This is a genomic window from Vibrio sp. VP6 (assembly GCF_028823755.1).
GTDB lineage: Bacteria > Pseudomonadota > Gammaproteobacteria > Enterobacterales > Vibrionaceae > Vibrio > Vibrio parahaemolyticus.
On record NZ_JAPEID010000021.1, the window covers coordinates 22718 to 38038 of the forward strand.

The following is a 15321-nucleotide window of genomic DNA, read 5'->3' on the forward strand; positions in this document are numbered from 1 at the left end:
GTGAATTATTGAGGAATTAAACAGCTCAACGGTGCTTTTCTCTTCGGAGAAACGGGCGGTAGGTGGATTTTTATGCGGATATTACCATTAGTGAGAATAAATTGTGATGTAATTCAATTTTTTCTAGCTTTTTTTATGCATTTAAGGAATAATCCGCCTCCCTTAGTCGTCCCTAATGGCTTATCGCGGTTGTGTACTGTGCTAACTCCTGTCTGAATGGATTTAGTAACTGGATGAATCAGTATCGAATTGGAAGAGCATATGGGACTGTTTTTTTGTTTAATTAAGTAGGATCCCAATGCAAGATTCTGTTATTCAATTCAGCGATTTATCTCTGAATGATTCTATCCTTTCTGCTCTAGACGGAATGGGTTTCGTGTCACCAACTCCAATTCAGGCTGCGGCAATCCCACACCTATTGGAAGGTGCTGACGCGCTGGGTAAAGCACAGACGGGTACAGGTAAAACGGCAGCATTCTCTCTGCCTCTTCTAAACAAGCTAGATCTTGATCAACGTAAACCACAAGCAATCGTTCTTGCTCCAACTCGTGAGCTAGCGATCCAGGTTGCGGCTGAAATGAAAAACCTTGGTAAAAACATCAAGGGTCTTAAAGTTCTAGAAATCTACGGTGGTGCATCTATCGTAGATCAAATGCGTGCGCTTAAAAACGGTGCACACGTTGTTGTTGGTACTCCTGGCCGTGTTCAAGACCTTATCAACCGTGAACGTCTACATCTTGACGAAGTGAATACTTTCGTACTTGATGAAGCGGACGAAATGCTAAACATGGGTTTTGTGGACGACGTAACTGCAATCATGGAGCACGCTCCTGAATCAGCACAACGCGTTCTATTTTCTGCAACTATGCCACCAATGCTGAAAAACATTGTTGAGCGCTTCCTACGTGATCCTGTAACTGTTGACGTTGCTGGTAAAAACCACACTGTAGACAAAGTTCAACAACAGTTCTGGGTAGTGAAAGGTGTAGAGAAAGATGAAGCTATGTCTCGTCTTCTTGAAACTGAAGAAACTGACGCGTCAATCGTATTCGTACGTACTCGTCAAGACACCGAGCGTCTAGCTGACTGGCTATCTGCACGTGGCTTCAAAGCTGCTGCACTGCACGGTGACATTCCTCAGTCTCTACGTGAGCGTACTGTTGATCACATCAAACAAGGTGTTATCGACATCCTAGTGGCAACTGACGTTGTTGCTCGTGGTCTTGATGTTCCACGTATCACTCACGTATTTAACTACGACATCCCATTCGATGTTGAGTCTTACATCCACCGTATCGGTCGTACTGGCCGTGCCGGACGTAAAGGTAAAGCGATCCTTCTAGTTCGCACTAACCAAATCCGTATGCTTCGCACTATCGAGCGCGTGACTAAGTCATCTATGGAAGAAATCCAACTTCCTCTACGTGACCAAGTTGCAGAAGCTCGTCTAAACAAGCTAGCGGCTGAACTGGAAGCTGAGAAAGAGCACAAAGCACTAGACAAGTTCGCAGAGCTAGTAGAGAAACTACAAACTTCTCTAGAAATCGACCCTGCGATGCTTGCTGCAATGCTTCTTAAGCGTCAACAAGGTAAACGTCCTCTGTTCTACATTGGCGAAGACCCAATGGTTGAAGCAATTGAGCGTGACAAGCAGCGTCGTAAAGAACGCCGTGAAGGTGGCCGTGAAGGCGGTCGTAGCTTCAACAACCAAGACTGGGATACTTACCAGCTTCAAGTTGGTCGCGAGCAAGGCGTTCAAGTTAAAGATATCGTTGGTGCTCTAGCAAACGAACTAGGCCTAGGTAAAGGTTCTATCGGTGCGATCAAGCTAGCGCAAGGTCACACATTCGTTCAGCTACCAAAAGCAATGACTTCTGAAGCTGCGAGCAAGCTAAGCAAACTGCGTATCCGTCAACAAGATGTTGGTGCTGTAGTATGTGACTTCGACGATTTCCGCGAGTCTCGTGGTGGTCGCCGTGACGGTGGTCGTCGCGATGGCGGTCGTCGTGAAGGTGGTTTCCGTGGTAACCGCGAAGGTGGCAACCGTGGTGGTGAGCGTCGTGAAGGCGGTCGTCGTGAAGGTGGCTTCCGTGGTAACCGTGACGGCAACCGCGAAGGTAACCGTGAAGGTGGCGAACGTCGTTTCGATCGTAACCGTGGTGGTGATCACCGTGGTAACTACCGTGGCGAACGTGGTCACGGCCGTGGCCGTCGCACTCAAGACGCATAATCAGCGCAGTACTACACAGTTACATAAATTGTTGTAGAGATTGATTTGAAAGCCGAGCATTAAGCTCGGCTTTTTTATTTATGCGCGTCGGGTATGACTTTGTTTGTCGTCGTGCTCGTTAACCCAATTAATCACTTCATTCAGCGGCAGCGCAGGGCAAAATAGGTAGCCTTGAATGATGTCGCAGCCTCTGCTTCTTAAAAAATACAGCGTGTCCATGTCCTGAACGCCTTCCGCTACCACTGAGTACCCTAAACCATGTGCTAGAGCTATCGTGTTCTCTACGATGGAACGAGAGCCTTCTGTGCGATTTGCTGTGCACAAAAACGAACGGTCGATTTTAATTTGATCCACAGGCAGATCCCGCAATAAAGAAAGCGACGAGTACCCCGTACCGAAGTCATCCAAACTGATTTTAATACCTAATCCTTTAATTTGGTGAATGAGTGGGTTGAGTTCTACAACTCTATCTATTGCCATGGTTTCCGTGATTTCCAAACTGATCAGATCGGCAAATTGCGGATTGTTTTCAAGCAGTTTCTCAAGACGATGGAAAAGAAGGTTCGAAGAGAGGTCTTTGGCTGAAAGGTTCACGTGTACGGGCAACTTAATGCCTTTTTCGATAAAGGTTTTGAGATCTTTTTCTACCTGGCCCAATACCCACATGGTGATGTTGTGGACTTGGTTGCTGCGCTCCGCGATAGGGATGAAGTCGTTGGGTGAGATAGTTTTCCCGTTTTCATCGTGCCAACGGATCACTGCCTCGAATCCGACAGCTAAATTGGTGTTCGCATCAATCAAGGGTTGGTAGTACAACTGAAACTCTTCTTTCTCTAACGCGCATTGAATGCGAGAGGAAATTTCAAGTTGGTACTTGGCACCCACGTTCATATCATCATGATAAAATGCGAATAAATTGCCGTTACGTTTGGCGTGGTACATGGCAATGTCGGCATGTTTAATCAAAAGATCATTTGAGATCGCGTCGTAAGGATAGGTGCTTATCCCAAACACGACACGTGAAGATACTTGGAACTCATCTAGGTGAAAGCGTGCAGAGAGGGCGCAATCTAGGCTTTCGATAAGTTCTGTGCCCGTTTTTTCACAGGCGGAAGAGGTGAGAATGACAAATTCATCGCCCCCCACACGGAAGATCTTGTCGCTCCCTTTGAGCTTGTCTTGCAATCGTTGACCAATCTGAATCAGTAACTGGTCTCCGCAGAAGTGTCCCATCGCATCGTTCACTTGTTTAAAGTTCACTACGTCAAACAGAATGACAGAGAAAGGGTCACCAGATTGTATTCTGTCATCAATCAGTTCGAAGCAATACTTGCGATTGGGAAGCCCTGTCAGGGAGTCATGAACCGCATTGCGTTTTTCTCGCTCCGCGACGCTGTGTAGCTCTAAGATGGAATCGTTGCTCCACTTGATGACTAAAACGACAAAAATACTGCCACCGAATAAGAGCAAAGAAACACCAGTTTCAAGCAATGATGCCACCGGTTTTTTCATGATTGCGTGCAAGAAAGCAGCATACGCAAAAATGAAGCAACTTATTAACATCAACAGCCATGTCCACCCGGGTACCTCTGTTTTCGAGCAAATATTTTTTGTCATCTGCCATCCCCAGCAGAGCAAAATCAAACCTAAGATCACTAATAAAAAGGCTATTGTGGGCACGCTATTACCCCGAATTATTGATGAGATTGTTATTTTTATACATCCAATAAACAACGTAGCTCATAGGTTTGAATTTGTACAAATTGACCAATTCATAAATTAGCTTTAACAAATCATATTTTTTAGACTTCAAATAAAATCAAAACTTGCTATAGATCAACAAAATTTGTTCAATCAAATCGCTTTCACTAAAAGATTGTTGAAAGATTAAAAAATTATTGAATAATAGGGGAGCAAACAAGAAGTACGCAGCGCGGAAGCGCAATTACAACCTCTGCTCCACAACAGGATAACTACATGTCTAATTCGTTTGTACTGGTGATCAACTCTGGTAGCTCTTCACTAAAATTTGCAGTCATCGATTCCGTATCGGGTGACGCGGTGCTAAGTGGTCTGGGCGAATGCTTTGGTCTATCAGACGCTCGTATGAGCTGGAAATTCAACGGTGAAAAAAAGGAAATCTCCATCGAAGGTGACGATAGCCATCACAAAATCGCTATCGGCAAACTAGTAGGTTTAACCGAAGAGTTAGGTCTAGCTCAAGACATCGTTGCTGTGGGCCATCGTATTGTTCACGGCGGTGAGAAATTCACTAAAACCGTTCGTATTACTGAAGAAGTTACACAAGAAATTGAGAAGCTTGCAGACCTTGCTCCACTTCACAACCCAGCTGGTGCTATCGGCATCCGTGCTGCTGTTGAAGCGTTTCCAAGCCTTCCACAATTTGCAGTATTCGATACAGCGTTCCACCAAACAATGCCTCAACGTGCGTTCACTGGTGCAATCGCTAAAGAACTTTACACTGATTTCGGCATTCGTCGTTACGGGTTCCACGGCACAAGTCATTACTTTGTAAGTCGCGAAGCTGCGAAGATGATCAACAAGCCGATTGAAGAATCGAGCTTCATCTCTGTTCACTTAGGTAACGGTGCTTCTGTTTGTGCAATCAACAATGGTGAATCTGTAGATACGTCTATGGGCTTCACTCCGCTGTCTGGTTTAATGATGGGTACACGTTGTGGTGACCTTGACCCAGGCATCATTGAGTACCTTCTGAAGAAAGGTTGGTCTCAAGAGAAAGTGTTCAACTCACTGAACAAAGCTTCTGGCTTCTTAGGTGTTTCTGGCCTAACAAGCGACGCACGCGGTATTTTGGAAGCAATGGAAGAAGGCCACGAAGGCGCTGCCCTTGCATTCCAAGTGTTCACATACCGTGTGTCTAAATACATCGCTTCTTACCTTGCTGCGCTTGATTCATTCGACGGCATCATCTTCACTGGCGGTATTGGCGAGAACTCTATGCCAATTCGTCGTGAAATTCTGAAAAACCTAAAACTGCTAGGTTTTGTTGAAGATGTGAAAGGTAACGAAGACGCTCGATTTGGTAACGCAGGTGTGATTGCTACATCTGAGTTGCTAGGTGCGAAAGCACTGGTTATTCCTACCAACGAAGAGTGGGTAATCGCTCAACAGTCGGTGGAACTGCTGTAAAACGGCAAAAATTTTGGGAACTAAGTCAAAGCTCTTTCCGTAAGGAAAGAGCTTTTTTTGATCTATCACTTCACTTTCCTCATATAAGCGTCTTGCCCGAATCTGATTGCGATTTTGTCGTTCACATTGATTAACAAATGTCCTCTAGTGATATTAATGTAATTAATTGTGAGCCAAGTCTAAATTCCAGTATACTGCTACCTGAGTAATATCGAGCTGTATAGATATAAATAATAAACCTTTGATTAATCAATAGATTGGTCGAGTAAGGGAAAGTAATGTTTTTTAATAAGTCGCTTCAACAAGAAAACCAACGATTAAAACAAGAGCTCTACAGCCTGCAACAGATCCAGCAAAGCCTAGACGAAGAAATGTTAAGGCTGACGTTGGATGCGAAAGGCAACGTCACATCGGCAAACCAAAAGTTTTTGCAGCAACTTTCACTGTCAGATAAGGACATCTTGGCGAAGCATATTTCTGACCTTGTACCATCAAACGTTAGAAATACTGACCACTTTTACCGCATGAAACAGTCGGTTCAAGCAAAAGCATTCTGGAATGGCGCGTTTCAAATCACCAAGGGGGATGGTGAAGAAGCGTGGTTAAGAGTGGTTATTCAGCCTGTGCGAAACACAAGTGACCAGGTTGAGAGCTTTTTTGTGTTTGCCTCTGAACTGACTCGAACGATCACGACATCGCGCGAGTACGAAGACATGCTGAATGCACTGAGCCGCTCGATGGCAGTCATTGAATTTACGTTAGACGGTACAGTGCTTAAAGCAAATGATAACTTCCTCAGCACGATGGGTTACAAGCATGAACAAATCGTGGGTAAGCATCACCGAATTTTCTGTTTGCCAGAAGAGGCAAACTCTTCGGCGTATCACGATTTTTGGAAAAGGCTGGCAAGTGGGCAGTTTGTTACCGACCGATTCAAACGCGTAGACCAATATGGCTCAGTCGTGTGGTTGGAAGCTTCTTACAACCCGATCCATAACGACAGAGGCGAGCTGTACAAAGTGGTCAAATTTGCGACCAACATTACTCAGCAAGTGCTTCAAGAGCAATCCATGGCGCAAGCGGCGCAGTTGGCGAATGAAGTATCTCAGGAAACGGGCACTCAAACCGTCCAAGGCCGTCAAGTAATCGGTTCTACCCTTGAGAAAATGCAGACCCTTTCAGAGCAAATGCAGCAAGCCAACGCCGCCATTGAAGATTTGAAAGCACACTCATCGAAAATTAGTGAACTGGTGAATAGCATTAGCGGAATTGCTGACCAAACGAACTTGTTGGCGCTCAACGCGGCAATAGAAGCTGCTCGTGCCGGCGAGCATGGACGCGGTTTCGCGGTGGTTGCCGATGAAGTACGCCAGCTTGCCATGCGCACCAATACCACGACAGATGAGATTGTCTCGATGGTGACGGAAAATCTAGAGCGCACCAATAATGCTGTTGCACTGATTTCTCAGTGTCAAAAAGAGGCGCTTGATACGCTAGAGTTGTCTGAAAAGGCGGGCAATGTTATGAACGATATCCAAGACGGAGCAAGCCGAGTGGTTGAAGCTGTCGCACAGTTCAACCGCACCTTGTAATTAATCGCTTCAAAAACTTCTGCTTCAAAGAGCCCATTCTCGGTTCTAGTTTTCCTTCCTCGCTTCGCGAATACCGTTTATAGCGAGGAAGGTAACACGCTGTTATTTCTCGATGAAATCTCACCTGCAATGTATAATGCCGACGTTTCGCAAACGTTAACATCTTCCATTCTTATTACACACCTCGTCAGCATTTGCGATACGAATATAAATAACTTTCGTAGATTAAAATCGATATAAATATCCCCACTGATGACGATTCATCAGGCCTTTTTGTGAGTAATTATGTTTAACTCAGAACGCAAAGCGACCGTGATTCTGGTGGCCACTACGATGATAGCGGCACTGGGCTGGATTTTTTCCAAAGAAACGATACAAGGGCTGCCTCCCTTTGGTTTTATTGGCTTGCGATTTACCATCGCCTCTCTCTGTTTACTGCCATTGTGTTTCCGACCACTAAAAGCGGCACGGTTAAAAGACGTGTTGGCGGCTAGCGGTGTTGGTTTGCTGCTTGGTGGCGCTGTGATGACGTGGATTTACGCCATTTCAATCAGCGATACGCTAGGCGAGGGCGCATTTATTATGAGCCTCTCGATGCTGTTCGTGCCAATCGTGGCTTGGGTAATGTTTCAACAACGCCCTCAGCGCATCTTTTGGATCTCGTTACCTATTGCGGTGATTGGTTTAGCGTGCCTTTCATTGGCTGGAGGTTGGAAGCAGTCTGCGAGTCAACTCTGGTTTCTTGGAGCGGCGCTTATCTTGGCGCTACACTTTAATGTAAACAGCAAATATTCGCAGAAGTTGCCCGTATTACTACTGACTTGTGTTCAGCTGTTTTCGGCAGGCTGTTTAGGTCTGTTGGTGTCGTTCTTGATGGAATCACGACCAGAGCAGGTAGATTCATCCATTTGGTGGTGGTTTGCGCTCAGTACGTTGCTCGCGACGAGTTTGCGTTACGTTATGCAGACTATGGGGCAAAAGTTTGTCCAAGCAGGGAATGCGGCACTGATTATGATCTTAGAGCCGGTTTGGACGGTTGTTCTCAGCATTCTTTGGTATGGTGAAGTTCTGACGGCCAATAAACTTGTTGGTTGTCTGCTGATTCTCTTTTCTTTGGTGATTTACCGCACTGGCGGCAGATTCCGCTTCCCCAAGCGAGCGTAAATAGACGCTCTAAAGATGAACGACGATGGCAAATACTGAACATCAAGAAACATTAGATTTTTTAGATAAGCTGAGCGTTTGCTTGTATCGCGCTGGCATCAGTGTGTTTGCCATCGCTCTTGTGGGGTTGGCTGCGTTGGAAAGTCAATGGCTCGATGGGATGGATGGCAGGTATAGAGCAGTCTTTGCGGTATTCACCATTGCTGGTGCAATGTCTGCGAGTAATATTCACGTTTACAGTAAGTCAGTTCGCACCATCATCAGTTGGTCTGGTTGGATAGGGATGATCTTGATGGTCTGCGACCCAGAGTTAAATCGAGTGTGGCTCGCATTAGGCTTTATCTTTGTCACCTTTTCTGGAATTGCGTTGAAAGAGTCGTTCTGTTTCAAAGTTCTTGGTTTGAAATTGGTACCTACGCTGTTGGTTGTGACGATATTTACGTTGTGGTTCGAACAGTCAACCATTGTTGCAATCTCTGCGCTTCTTGCGGGTTTGATCATGGCCTACTTATCTATAGCAAAATGGCGCATGCCACTGCACTTTGATATCGGCATCAAAGCGAATTATGAAGTCTAACGGGCGGGTTAGTTGAGCCCGTCATGCAAAGTGCGTTATTCCATTCTATGACGTAATGCCTGTGAAACTTTCGATGTTGGTTGGCGTTGCAGTTCATCGCTTATCATCCATCCTGCTTTGGCTAACAGCTCTAAATCCACGCCAGTTTCAATGCCCAAGCCTTGGCATAAATACAACACGTCTTCTGTAGCGACATTGCCAGATGCACCATGCGCGTATGGACACCCTCCCAATCCTGCGACACTGCTGTCTACCGTGTTGATGCCCATGCTTAAGGCCTGGTAGATATTTGCCAGCGCTTGTCCCCATGTATCATGAAAGTGTACGGCTAAACGTTGGTTTGGAATGCGCGCTAGCACCGATTCCAGCATCTCTTTTATACGATTAGGTGTACCGGTCCCGATCGTGTCGCCCAAGGACACCTCATAGCATCCCAACTCGATCAACGCTTGCGAGATGTTGGCTACTTGTGTTGGAGATGTCGCCCCATCGTAAGGACAATCGACGACGCACGACAGATAGCCACGAACGGGAATATGGTATTTATCGGCCTGAACCATTAATGGCTCGAAGCGTTTCAAGCTCTCTGTAATTGAACAGTTGATGTTATGCTGGCAAAAACCTTCAGAAGCCGAAGTGAAAATGGCGACCTGATTGGCCCCAGCATCTAAGGCTTGCTCTAACCCTTGGAGGTTAGGGGTGAGTGCCGAGTAAGTCACCGAGGCTCTTCGCGTGATATTTTGCATGACTTCTTTGGAATCTGCCATTTGCGGAACCCATTTGGGTGAGACAAATGAGCCGGCTTCGATGTGACTCAAACCCGTGTCAGAAAGTAAATCAATCAGACGGATTTTAGTGCGAGTCGAAACCGGTGATTCATTTTGAAGTCCATCTCTAGGGCCAACTTCAACAATGTTTACGTTAGTAGGCAGTGTCATTCTTCCTCCGCATCAGGTTGATGGACCCAGCTCGGAGGCCGTTTTTCTAAGAAAGCTTGTAAACCGTCTTGCCCTTGCGGCGATACACGGATATCGGCGATCAATTGGCTGGTATAGCGGATAAGCTGAGAATCAATGGGATTTTGGTGGCATTGTTCGCACAGTGCTTTCGCTTTTCTCATCGCATCTGGGCTATTGAGTAGCAAAGAAGCGACGACTTCGCTTACGCATGATTCAAGCTCGTCATCTTCTTTCACTTCATGCACGATGCCAAACTGTTGCGCTTTAACCGCAGGGATGACTTCACCACTGAGGATGTAACGACGTGCTTGTCGATTGCCCATCGCACGCATCACGTATGGTGCAATGGTGGCGGGCACCAATCCCAATTTGACTTCACTCAAGCAAAACTCAGCGGAGTGGCTGGCGATAGCGATATCGCTGCAGCAAATTAGCCCCAATGCGCCACCAAAGGCTGAGCCTTGTACGACAGCGATGGTGGGTTGAGGGAAGGCATCCAACGTTTCCATTAAGCGAGCGAGGCTTTGTGCATCGACTAGGTTTTCTTTTCGGGTACTATTTGCCATCGATTGCATCCAAGCTAAATCCGCACCAGAGGAAAAGTGTTTGCCATTACTGCGCAGCACTAAGCAACGCACATCAGTCCTCAGTGCAAGATAATCTAATCGATGGATGATCAAATCAATCATGCAGGCATCAAAGGCATTGTGTTTCTTTGTCCGATTCAGCGTCAGCGTTGCAACACCGAATTCGTCAACCTGCCAAAGCACATCATTGTGTCGTTGAGCGTTTGGAACAATGCTTGGTTGTCTTTCCTGCATAATGATTTCCTTGTGAACGTTTATTTCAATTGCGCGGTTACATTCTAAAGATGCCAAATTCGCTATCAGGTATTGGCGCGTTGAGCGCGGCCATTAACGCTTGTGCAAGCACGTTTCGCGTCTCTTTGGGGTCAATGATGCCGTCGTCCCATAATCTTGCACTGGCAAAGTACGGATGCCCTTGGGTCTCATACAAGTCTATGATCGATTCTTTGAAAGTGTGTTCTTCTTGCTCGGACCATTCTTCGCCGCGACGTTGGTTTATCTCTTTGCGCACCTGGGTCAACACGCCAGCGGCTTGCTCTCCGCCCATTACGGAGATGCGTGCGTTTGGCCACATCCACATCATGGTTGGGTCATACGCTCGCCCGCACATGCCGTAGTTTCCTGCGCCGTAAGATCCGCCAATGATCACCGTGAATTTAGGCACATCAGCACACGCTACCGCCATCACCAGTTTTGCACCGTGTTTGGCGATGCCTTCTTCCTCGACTTTTTTGCCGACCATGAATCCGGTGATGTTTTGCAAAAAGAGTAGCGGCGTTTTGCGTTTGGCGCACAGTTCAATAAAGTGCGCGCCTTTTTGTGAGGAGTCAGAAAACAAAATGCCGTTGTTCGCGACAATGCCAATCAACTGACCATGAATGCGCGCAAAACCGCACACCAACGTGCGTCCGTAAAGGGCTTTAAACTCATCGAAATCCGAATCATCGACGATACGCGCGATGATTTCACGTACATCAAACGACAAACGCAAATTGGCATTCACAATGCCGTACATCTCTTCGGCATTGTAACGTGGAGGTAAGATGGCACTGTCCGATTTCGGCGGCTTTGGACGGTTCGCGTTGGCAATCGCCTCGCGTGCTAAGTCTAAGGCGTGCTCATCGTTTTCGGCGTAATAATCCGCCACCCCCGATTTTCGGCAATGCACGTCTGCACCGCCGAGCTCCTCGCCAGTAACGATTTCGCCCGTTGCGGCTTTTACCAATGGTGGCCCAGCTAAAAAAATGGTGCCTTGTTCTTTCACCATTATCGACACATCTGCCATTGCTGGGACATAAGCACCGCCTGCGGTGCACAGCCCCATAACAACGGCGATTTGAGGAATGCCTTTGGCCGACATTCTGGCTTGGTTGAAGAAGATACGGCCGAAGTGATCTTTATCGGGAAAAACGTCTGATTGATGAGGGAGATTCGCGCCGCCAGAGTCGACAAGGTAGACACACGGTAGTTGGCAACGCTGAGCTATCTCTTGTGCTCGAAGGTGCTTTTTCACGGTGACAGGATAATAGGTGCCGCCTTTGACCGAAGGATCGTTGGCAATCACCATGCATTGAACTCCTTCGATCATGCCGATGCCAGCCACGACACCCGCGCATGGGATGGATTCATCGTACACTTGCCAAGCGGCAAACTGACCGATTTCAAGGAAGTTGCTGCCATCATCGAGCAAATGTGAAATTCGTTCTCGAACCGGGAGTTTTCCTTTTTGTTGCTGATGAGCAATGGCACGTTCGCCGCCACCGAGTTTGATGGTGGCGATGTCTTTTTGCAGCTTTTCAACCAGCATTTCCATCGCGGCTTGGTTAGAAAGAAACAGCTCGTCAGTTGGCTTGGTTTTGCTTTTTATGATGGCCATGATGACTTCCTTTTCCTAGCGAGTGAATCAGGAGCTAGCGTGATTCCTCAAACAATTCTCTCCCGATGAGCATTCGGCGAATTTCGGAGGTTCCTGCGCCAATTTCATACAGTTTTGCGTCACGCAGAAGACGTCCGGTTGCGTATTCATTGATGTAGCCATTACCGCCGAGTAGCTGAATGGCGTCGAGCGCCATTTGTGTTGCCAATTCTGCGCTGTACAAAATCACCCCAGCGGCATCTTTGCGCGTGCATTCACCACGATCACAAGCCGCCGCGACGGTGTAGACGTACGCTTTGGCAGCGTTCATACGTGAGTACATATCGGCCAGTTTGCCCTGCACAAGCTGAAACTTGCCGATGGATTTGCCGAACTGTTTGCGCTCATGCACGTAGGGGACGACGATATCCATACACGCTTGCATAATGCCGAGTGGGCCAGCAGCTAAAACAACGCGCTCGTAATCAAGCCCACTCATCAATACTTCGACGCCAAAATTGAGTGATCCGAGAATGTTTTCTTTAGGTACTTTGCAATTGTTGAAGACGAGCTCAGATGTGTTTGAGCCTCGCATTCCCAACTTATCGAGCTTTTGCGCGTCACTGAATCCGGTAAAACTGCGCTCGACAATAAACGCCGTGATACCGCGTGAACCTGCATCAGCGTCTGTTCTCGCGTACACCACGACCACGTCCGCATCGGGGCCGTTCGTGATCCACATTTTTGTGCCATTGAGTAAGAAGTGGTCGCCTTTGTCTTCGGCTTTTAGTTGCATGCTGACGACATCCGAACCCGAATTGACTTCGCTCATCGCCAGAGCACCTATGTGCGAACCATCAACTAATTTAGGCAGATACTTTTCTCGTTGCGTTGGGGTGCCGTTTCGAAAGATTTGATTTACGCAAAGATTAGAATGCGCGCCGTAGCTGAGCGCGACGGAGGCTGATGCTCGGCTTATCTCTTCCATTGCTACAACGTGGGCGAGGTAGCCCATTTCAGCACCACCATATTCTTCGCTGACGGTTACGCCAAGCAAGCCCATTTCGCCAAGAAGTGGCCATAAATGGTTCGGAAACTGATTGTAATGGTCAATATCAGCGGCAATAGGAGCAATATGCTCACTCGCGAACGCATTGACGTGATCTCGGAGCATATCAATGGTTTCACCGAGCCCGAAATTCAGCGGGATGTAGCTCGTTTTCATAACGTCTCCCTGTTGCAGGTGTGTGACTGTGAAAATCGTGCACTGCTTGAGTGAGGGAAATTTGAGTTAGTGGCGTTGTTACTTTTCGTTGTTTTTTAGTGTTTGAAGGCAGCGTTCTTTTGCCGCATTGAGCTCGCCCATGACGACACCAATGTCATTTAACTGCTGTTGCAGCACGGCTTGCTTTTCTTCAATGATATTGAGCATTTTGAGCAGCTGCTCATCCGTTTGTTGCATGTCGTAAAGTTCGAACAGTTCACGTATTTCTGCCAGTGAGAAGCCGAGCCGTTTCCCTCTAAGAATCAGTTTAAGTCGGATTTTGTCCCTACGCTGATAAACGCGCATATTGCCTTTTCGCTCTGGCTCAATCAGGCCAACATCTTCATAAAATCGAATACTGCGCGTCGTGATGTCGAACTCTTTGGCGAGATCACTGATTTTGTATTTTTCCATAACACACTTACCTCGAATAAAAATCCAGCTTCTCGAAATCTGACCATGACTGAATAAAAATTAGGTTGTTATCAATGTGTTTCTTTACCTCACTGTAAAGGCTAGTGCTATGCTTACGTAAACGTCAAGAAATCACAGTGCGATAATTTCGTTGCCGGATAAGGGATAGAGCTTCATCGTTTGAGGTGAGAAAACCTGAATAGGCAATTGTGGTGGGTAGTTCGTACGCTGTGATACACCGTTAGGGAACGCGAATCATGGGAAACGACATTTGGATTGTCAGTGCGAAAAGAACGCCAATTGGGCGCTTTCAAGGGCTGTTGCAACCGTACTCCGCACCGCAGTTAGGCGCATTTGCCATAAAGGCCGCGATGAAATCGCTGGGTGAAAACGTACTTTCTGAGACCGTAATTGATGAAGTGTTGATGGGCTGCGTGCTACCAGCCGGATGCGGACAAGCGCCGGCTAGACAGGCAGCGCTCGGTGCGGGTTTACCACCCAGTACAGGGTGCACAACCATCAATAAAGTTTGCGGTTCGGGAATGAAAAGCATCATGCTTGCTCATGACTTGATCAAAGCTGGCACCATTCGAACGGCTGTTGCTGGAGGTATGGAAAGCATGACGAATGCGCCCTATTTGTTGAAAGAGGCGCGCAATGGCATGCGATTAGGGCATCACTCCACTTACGATCACATGTTTCTTGATGGATTGCAGGATGCCTACGAAGGGCACTTGATGGGCGTCTATGCTCAGCAAATTGCAGATAGGCTCAAATTTAGCCGTGAGAAAATGGATGAGTGGGCAACCATGTCTGCAAAACGTGCGTTAGAAGCGCAAGAGCGCGGTTTGTTTGATGATGAACTTGCACCCATTGACATCCGGACAAAAACAGCCACAACCCACCTCGATTATGATGAACATCCTCGTTCCATCGATCTAGAAAAAATTCCTCAGCTCAAACCCGCTTTCGATAAAAAAGGCTCAGTGACTGCGGCGAACTCCAGTGCCATTTCCGATGGCGCAGCCGCGTTGATTTTGATGGATGAAGAGACGGCGCGCCATCAAAATCTTACCCCGCTTGCCATCATCAAATCGCACGCGACTCATGCGAGAAAGCCGGATGAGTTTACGTTAGCTCCGGTCTACGCCATTGAACAATTGTTGTCGCAACTGGATTGGTCGATTGACGAAATTGATCTCTGGGAAATCAACGAAGCCTTTGCGGTAGTGACACAAATTGCGGTTGCGGAATTAGGGCTTGATTCAAGCAAGGTCAATATTAAAGGCGGAGCTTGTGCGCTCGGGCATCCAATTGGTGCCAGTGGGGCTCGAATTTTGGTCACATTGTTCCACAGTTTAAGACAGCTACAAGCACTGGGAATTGATGGGGATGCAAGCAACAAGAAAGTGATGCGAGGCGTTGCGTCACTGTGTATTGGCGGTGGCGAGGCAACAGCGATAGGTATCGAGATCCCGCTGTAATTTCTGCACAGTTAACAAAGGAGT

General features: G+C 47.2%; 12 protein-coding genes. 6 read left to right on the forward strand and 6 right to left on the reverse strand.

The window, feature by feature from the left end; genetic code table 11:
• Positions 1 to 298 precede the first annotated feature (298 nt).
• On the forward strand, positions 299 to 2230 hold the full coding sequence (locus OU793_RS14325) for a DEAD/DEAH box helicase (RefSeq protein WP_005483383.1): 1932 nt from the start codon (positions 299 to 301) through the stop codon (positions 2228 to 2230).
• Between the two features lie 78 nt (positions 2231 to 2308).
• Here the strand turns inward: OU793_RS14325 and OU793_RS14330 are convergent, their stop codons facing one another.
• A complete protein-coding gene (locus OU793_RS14330) occupies positions 2309 to 3847 on the reverse strand; it encodes a bifunctional diguanylate cyclase/phosphodiesterase (RefSeq protein WP_021821499.1) in 1539 nt (512 codons plus the stop codon).
• 360 nt (positions 3848 to 4207) lie between these two features.
• On the opposite strand from OU793_RS14330, the gene OU793_RS14335 reads away from it, so the two are divergent.
• The 4 genes from OU793_RS14335 to OU793_RS14350 all read left to right on the forward strand — a co-directional run bounded on the left by OU793_RS14335 (position 4208) and on the right by OU793_RS14350 (position 8734).
• Complete coding sequence (locus OU793_RS14335; RefSeq protein WP_005483382.1) at positions 4208 to 5401, forward strand: acetate/propionate family kinase; 1194 nt, start codon at positions 4208 to 4210, stop codon at positions 5399 to 5401.
• 278 nt (positions 5402 to 5679) lie between these two features.
• The gene (locus OU793_RS14340; protein WP_023624353.1) at positions 5680 to 6993 is read left to right on the forward strand and encodes a methyl-accepting chemotaxis protein; all 1314 of its coding nucleotides are present in this window, start codon (positions 5680 to 5682) and stop codon (positions 6991 to 6993) included.
• A 285-nt stretch (positions 6994 to 7278) separates the two neighbouring features.
• Positions 7279 to 8157, forward strand: a complete 879-nt coding sequence (locus OU793_RS14345; protein WP_005483368.1) for a DMT family transporter — start codon at positions 7279 to 7281, stop codon at positions 8155 to 8157.
• 25 nt (positions 8158 to 8182) lie between these two features.
• A complete protein-coding gene (locus OU793_RS14350; RefSeq protein WP_140103656.1) occupies positions 8183 to 8734 on the forward strand; it encodes a DUF2301 domain-containing membrane protein in 552 nt (183 codons plus the stop codon).
• A gap of 35 nt (positions 8735 to 8769) precedes the next feature.
• Here OU793_RS14350 and OU793_RS14355 read toward each other — a convergent pair whose 3' ends face one another.
• The 5 genes from OU793_RS14355 to OU793_RS14375 form a co-directional block, all read right to left on the reverse strand.
• Positions 8770 to 9672, reverse strand: a complete 903-nt coding sequence (locus OU793_RS14355; protein ID WP_021452604.1) for a hydroxymethylglutaryl-CoA lyase — start codon at positions 9670 to 9672, stop codon at positions 8770 to 8772.
• A complete protein-coding gene (locus OU793_RS14360) occupies positions 9669 to 10514 on the reverse strand; it encodes an enoyl-CoA hydratase-related protein (RefSeq protein ID WP_025502700.1) in 846 nt (281 codons plus the stop codon). The genes OU793_RS14355 and OU793_RS14360 overlap by 4 nt, the downstream gene beginning before the upstream one ends.
• A gap of 37 nt (positions 10515 to 10551) precedes the next feature.
• Positions 10552 to 12156, reverse strand: a complete 1605-nt coding sequence (locus OU793_RS14365) for a carboxyl transferase domain-containing protein (RefSeq protein ID WP_140103657.1) — start codon at positions 12154 to 12156, stop codon at positions 10552 to 10554.
• 34 nt (positions 12157 to 12190) lie between these two features.
• Positions 12191 to 13360, reverse strand: a complete 1170-nt coding sequence (locus OU793_RS14370) for an isovaleryl-CoA dehydrogenase (protein ID WP_140103658.1) — start codon at positions 13358 to 13360, stop codon at positions 12191 to 12193.
• Positions 13361 to 13438: 78 nt separating this feature from the next.
• Positions 13439 to 13813, reverse strand: a complete 375-nt coding sequence (locus OU793_RS14375; RefSeq protein WP_005455792.1) for a MerR family DNA-binding transcriptional regulator — start codon at positions 13811 to 13813, stop codon at positions 13439 to 13441.
• 257 nt (positions 13814 to 14070) lie between these two features.
• Between OU793_RS14375 and OU793_RS14380 the strand changes: the two genes are divergently transcribed.
• Positions 14071 to 15297: a thiolase family protein gene (locus OU793_RS14380; protein WP_159404314.1), complete on the forward strand. Its 1227-nt coding sequence runs from the start codon at positions 14071 to 14073 to the stop codon at positions 15295 to 15297.
• The last annotated feature ends 24 nt before the right edge of the window (positions 15298 to 15321 follow it).

Bases quoted from the DNA above. Each gene is read 5' to 3' on its own strand.
- OU793_RS14325 (WP_005483383.1), top strand. From the start codon at position 299: ATGCAAGATTCTGTTATTCAATTCAGCGATTTATCTCTGAATGATTCT.
- OU793_RS14330 (WP_021821499.1), bottom strand. From the start codon at position 3,847: ATGACAAAAAATATTTGCTCGAAAACAGAGGTACCCGGGTGGACATGG.
- OU793_RS14335 (WP_005483382.1), top strand. From the start codon at position 4,208: ATGTCTAATTCGTTTGTACTGGTGATCAACTCTGGTAGCTCTTCACTA.
- OU793_RS14340 (WP_023624353.1), top strand. From the start codon at position 5,680: ATGTTTTTTAATAAGTCGCTTCAACAAGAAAACCAACGATTAAAACAA.
- OU793_RS14345 (WP_005483368.1), top strand. From the start codon at position 7,279: ATGTTTAACTCAGAACGCAAAGCGACCGTGATTCTGGTGGCCACTACG.
- OU793_RS14350 (WP_140103656.1), top strand. From the start codon at position 8,183: ATGGCAAATACTGAACATCAAGAAACATTAGATTTTTTAGATAAGCTG.
- OU793_RS14355 (WP_021452604.1), bottom strand. From the start codon at position 9,672: ATGACACTGCCTACTAACGTAAACATTGTTGAAGTTGGCCCTAGAGAT.
- OU793_RS14360 (WP_025502700.1), bottom strand. From the start codon at position 10,514: ATGCAGGAAAGACAACCAAGCATTGTTCCAAACGCTCAACGACACAAT.
- OU793_RS14365 (WP_140103657.1), bottom strand. From the start codon at position 12,156: ATGGCCATCATAAAAAGCAAAACCAAGCCAACTGACGAGCTGTTTCTT.
- OU793_RS14370 (WP_140103658.1), bottom strand. From the start codon at position 13,360: ATGAAAACGAGCTACATCCCGCTGAATTTCGGGCTCGGTGAAACCATT.
- OU793_RS14375 (WP_005455792.1), bottom strand. From the start codon at position 13,813: ATGGAAAAATACAAAATCAGTGATCTCGCCAAAGAGTTCGACATCACG.
- OU793_RS14380 (WP_159404314.1), top strand. From the start codon at position 14,071: ATGGGAAACGACATTTGGATTGTCAGTGCGAAAAGAACGCCAATTGGG.